The 4506-nt window shown below is 71.6% G+C and carries 6 protein-coding genes; 3 read left to right on the top strand and 3 right to left on the bottom strand.

Going from position 1 to position 4506, the window contains the following annotated elements:
• Positions 1-540: TerD family protein (locus tag ABZ646_RS40740; protein WP_360531073.1), on the bottom strand; the 540-nt coding region annotated here is incomplete at its 3' end.
• A 137-nt stretch (positions 541-677) separates the two neighbouring features.
• On the bottom strand, positions 678-1274 hold the full coding sequence (locus ABZ646_RS40735; protein WP_360531070.1) for a M48 family metallopeptidase: 597 nt from the start codon (positions 1272-1274) through the stop codon (positions 678-680).
• A gap of 225 nt (positions 1275-1499) precedes the next feature.
• Here ABZ646_RS40735 and ABZ646_RS40730 point away from each other — a divergent pair, with 225 nt between their 5' ends.
• Positions 1500-2705 carry a TOMM precursor leader peptide-binding protein gene (locus ABZ646_RS40730; RefSeq protein ID WP_360531067.1) on the top strand — a complete coding sequence of 402 codons (1206 nt, stop codon included), beginning with the start codon at positions 1500-1502 and terminating at the stop codon, positions 2703-2705.
• Positions 2698-4074, top strand: coding sequence for an AarF/ABC1/UbiB kinase family protein (locus tag ABZ646_RS40725; protein WP_360531065.1), 1377 nt, complete (start codon positions 2698-2700; stop codon positions 4072-4074). The genes ABZ646_RS40730 and ABZ646_RS40725 overlap by 8 nt, the downstream gene beginning before the upstream one ends.
• 36 nt (positions 4075-4110) lie before the next feature.
• Here ABZ646_RS40725 and ABZ646_RS40720 read toward each other — a convergent pair whose 3' ends face one another.
• Complete coding sequence (locus ABZ646_RS40720; RefSeq protein WP_360531062.1) at positions 4111-4326, bottom strand: hypothetical protein; 216 nt, start codon at positions 4324-4326, stop codon at positions 4111-4113.
• Positions 4327-4410: 84 nt separating this feature from the next.
• Here ABZ646_RS40720 and ABZ646_RS40715 point away from each other — a divergent pair.
• On the top strand, positions 4411-4506 hold a 96-nt coding region (locus tag ABZ646_RS40715), incomplete at its 3' end, for a CBS domain-containing protein (protein WP_360531076.1).

Here is a 4506-nt window from a genome sequence, read left to right as displayed (position 1 = left end):
GACCGCTCGCACTACGAGGACGTCCTGGTCGCCCGGGTCCGCGAACTGGCCCCGCCCGCCGTCGAATCCCTGGCCGACGGCGGCGAAGCGCCACACGTCCTTCAGGTAGAAGTCACCGAGCATCACGGCGCGTTCGGTGGAGAACTCCGAGCCGGTGAAGGAGTACCTGGCCACCTCCTCACCGCCCGCGACGATACGGAGGTACCCGGGGGCGACCTGCGACATCTGCCCGGCGCCGTCGATGGTCGCCGTGAACGCCAGCTTCTGGATCTGCTGCGGGACCCTGTCCAGCGTGATCCGGAAGGATTCCGTGTCGCCCGCCTGCGCACCGAGCAGCTGGATGGACTCCTCGGGGGACTTCGGCTGGTTGAAGAAGACGAAGTAGCGGTCGTCCGAGAGCCGTTCGTCGGCATCGAGGCCGAAGCAGCTGATGTCGAACGTCAGACCGGGCCCGGAGATCTGCACCCCTACGTACAGGTCCGTGCCGGCCGTGAGGTCACTGATCCTGGCCTTGTGGCCGCGTTGGAATTCCCTGGCCATGCGTTACGACCGTCCCCCATCCCGAATGCGAGTGCGTCGCGCCAGGCTAACGGCTAACTCGGACATCGGACGAAGTCGGTACAGACCCGGTACACAACCGCGTTCAGCGGCATCGAGGGGAGTACCGCCGGGGCGTGTCACTCGTCGCGCACGTCGGGCACCGGCCGCAGCCGGTCGGCGGCGACCACCCCTTCGAGGTAGCCCCGGGCCCGCTCGGTCCGCGGATACGCATCGAGGAGCCGCCAGAAGCGGGGGCCGTGCCCGGGCACCAGCAGATGTGCCAGCTCATGGCAGAGCACGTAGTCGACCACGTACTCGGGCATGCCCTGGAGCCGGTGCGAGAGACGGATGCTGCCCTCGGCCGGGGTGCAGGAACCCCAGCGGGTGTTCTGGTTGGTGACCCAGCGCACCGATGCGGGGCGGGCCCTGCCGTCGAAGTACTGGTCCGACAGCCGCTGGGCGCGCTCGGCGAGTTCGGCGTCGCCCAGCACCCGCCTGCTCTCCTGGGCGGCGAGTTTGTTGAGCATGACGGTCACCCAGCGTTTCTCCTCCGCCTCGGACATCCGGGCAGGGATCAGCACGACGGTGCGATCGCCCTCGCGGTACGCGGAAACGGTCCGGCGGCGCCGGGCGCTCCTGCGAACCTCGATCGCGCTCACCCCCGGGCCGCTGGGCGGCTGGCTCGTCGTGCTGCGCTGTGGCTTTCCGGCGCGGTGCAGTGGGTCGGCGGGCACGCCCCGACGTTACCCGCTGCACACGGGGGAAGTCCCGGGTCCGGGACGGTTCGGTTCCGATCCCCCACCATGCGTTTGATTTGTACGACGAATACCCACCGCCTGTGGACAACTTTCGGCGCCCGCCGAGCGGGCCGGGCATGCTGGCACTCGTCGGCGGAGCGTGACCGGCTGCGCCGACGGACGGGGATGTTCCATGACCTTTCGACAGTTACGGGGCCTGTCATGCATCCGTTGGTGAAGCCCGCGCTCCGGCGCGGCTGGCGCGATCTCAACACCGTGCAGTTCGGCATGACTCCGGCGCACGCCATGACCCTCGGGCCGATGGACCTGGCGACCGGCACCTTCCTGGACCTGCTCGACGGGGCCCGGGGGCTCGCCCTGCTGCGCGAGGAGGGGCGCCGCATGGACCTGCCGGACGGACATGTCGACGCCCTGGTCGAGCGGCTGTCCCGGGCCGGGCTCGTCGACGACGCACGCGGCGGCGGGCCCGCGGCGCAGGCACTGCGCGAGAAGAAGGGGGTACTGGACCGGCTGGGTCCGGATCTGTCGTCGCTCTCCCTGATCACTTCGGAGCCGGGCGGCGCGATCGGCAGGCTGGCGGCCCGGCGGGCGTTGCGGGTGCAGGTGCGGGGCGCGGGCCGGGTGGGCGTCACGCTGGCCGCACTGCTGTCGGGTGCGGGCGTCGGCGAGGTCGACGTGCGGGACGTGGGCCGCGTCCAGCCGTGGGACGTGGCGCCCGGCGGGCTGCCCGCGGATTCGGTCGGTGAACGGCGCGCCGAGGCCGCCCGCGCGGTGGTGCGCCGGGCGGCCCCGGACCGGCCACCACGCCGCCCGGGTCGGGCCGCGGAGGAGCCCGGGTTGACGCTGGTGATCATCGCCCCGCGCGACGACGTCCTGGTGCACGCCCCCTGCGCCCGCGCCGCCGAGCCGCTGATGGCCTCGGGGACTCCCCACCTCTACACCGGTGTCGCGGAGGGGACCGGCAGCGTCGGCCCGCTCGTCCTGCCTGGCGGGACCGGCTGCGCCCGTTGTCTGCACGAGCACCGCACGGACCGGGACCCGGCCTGGCCGCGTCTGGTCGCCCAGTGGGGTTCCGGGCAGGCCAGGCGGGTGGGAGCGTGTGATCTGACGCTGGCGGCGGCCGTGGCCGGGCTGGCCGCCGCGCACGCCCTGGCCTTCCTCGACGGCGAGTCGCCGTCCGGTACGGGGGTGCGCTGGGAGGCGTCCTCGCCGGCTCTGCACTGGCACGCACGGCCGGTCCGGCCGCATCCCTCGTGTCCGTGCGGAGCGGCGGAGAAAGCTGAGGGAGAACACACCTCAACCAACGGCGCTCCGCACGAGACAATGGTGGTGCAACGGCCGTCGGCGGAGCGACGACAAGCGGCAGACGCGGCGCGGCCGACTGGGACTTGGAGGGCGCATGTCTGATCTTCCCCGGAAGGCGGTCACCCGGACCGCCAAGCTCGCCGCGCTTCCGCTCGGCTTCGCCGGCCGCGCGACCTGGGGTCTGGGCAAGCGCATCGTGGGCGAGTCGGCGGAGATCGTCGGCCGCGAGCTGCAACAGCGCACGGCGGAGCAACTCTTCAAGGTACTCGGAGAGTTGAAGGGCGGGGCGATGAAGTTCGGACAGGCCCTGTCCGTCTTCGAGTCCGCCCTGCCGGAGGAGGTCGCGGGCCCCTACCGGGCGGCCCTCACCAAACTGCAGGACGCCGCGCCCCCGATGCCGACGCGCACCGTGCACTCGGTGCTCACCGAGCGACTCGGGGAGGACTGGCGGGAGCTGTTCCTGGAGTTCGAGGACAAGCCCGCGGCGGCCGCCTCGATCGGCCAGGTGCACCGGGCGGTGTGGCACGACGGCCGGGTGGTCGCGGTCAAGGTGCAGTACCCGGGAGCCGGCGAGGCACTACTGTCCGACCTGGGGCAATTGAGCCGTTTCGCCCGCCTCCTGGGTCCCCTGATCCCCGGCATGGACATCAAGCCGCTGATCGCCGAGCTGCGCGACCGGGTCTCCGAGGAGCTGGACTACTCTCTGGAGGCGCAGGCCCAGGCGGCACACGCCGAGGAGTTCGAGGACGATCCCGACGTGGTGGTCCCCGCGGTGGTGCACCAGTGCGACCAGGTGCTGGTCACTGAGTGGATCGACGGGATACCGCTCTCCGAGGTCATCTCCGGCGGCACCCAGGAGCAGCGCGACCGGGCCGGTCAGCTGCTGGCCCGCTTCCTGTTCTCGGGCCCGGCCCGCACCGGACTGCTGCACGCCGATCCGCACCCGGGCAATTTCCGTCTGCTGCCCGGTGGGCCGGAGGACGAGGAGAAGTGGCGCCTCGGTGTGCTCGACTTCGGCACGGTCGACCGCCTCGTGGGCGGGCTGCCCGCCCCGATCGGCGACTCCCTGCGGATGACGCTGGACGGTGATGCCGAGGCGGTCTACGAACTGCTGCGCACGGAGGGGTTCGTCAGGGAGTCCATAGAGCTGGACCCGGATGCCGTCCTGGACTACCTGCTGCCGATCATCGAACCGGCGCAGGCCGACGAGTTCACCTTCACCCGCAACTGGATGCGCAGCCAGGCCGCCCGCATAGCCGACCCCCGCAACCCCGCCCACCAGCTGGGCAAACAGCTCAATCTGCCGCCTGCCTACCTCCTGATCCACCGGGTGACACTGAGCACCATCGGCGTGCTGTGCCAGCTCGGCGCGACGGTGCGGCTGCGGGACGAACTGGAGGCATGGCTGCCGGGGTTCGTGCCCGAAGAGGCCGAGGCAGTCGAGGAAGTCGAGGCGGTCGGCGAGGCATAGGCGGGAGGGGAGCCTGCCCGGGCCGGGGCCAGGTGTTCACCACCAGGACGAGTCGAGCCGACCCTCGATCGCTCGGAGGTTCTCCCTGGAGCAGGTGTCGCAGAAGAACCGGCGGACGCCGTTCTCCACGGAACAGGTCCAGGTGGTGGGCCGGGGGCCGTCGGCGGCCGGGGCGCCGCAGCGGGCGCACACGAGCGGGTGGGGCTCCACCGTGGAGCCGCCGTGATCACTGCCTCCGCGAAGACTTGTCACCCGGCGACGATAACTCCGCCGTGAGCCGATCCCCGGGTAACGCACCGCGGGGGCCGGTCCGTTCGGCCGGACCGGCCCCCGCGGGTGCTGGCCGGCCACCGGATCAGCGGGCTGCCGGTGATCGACGAGGACGACAAGGTCATCGGCGTCATCTCCGAGACCGACCTGATGGAGCGCCAG

This window comes from Streptomyces sp. NPDC007162 (assembly GCF_040634175.1).
Taxonomy (GTDB): domain Bacteria; phylum Actinomycetota; class Actinomycetes; order Streptomycetales; family Streptomycetaceae; genus Streptomyces.
This window is presented reverse-complemented; position numbering and strand designations above follow the sequence as displayed.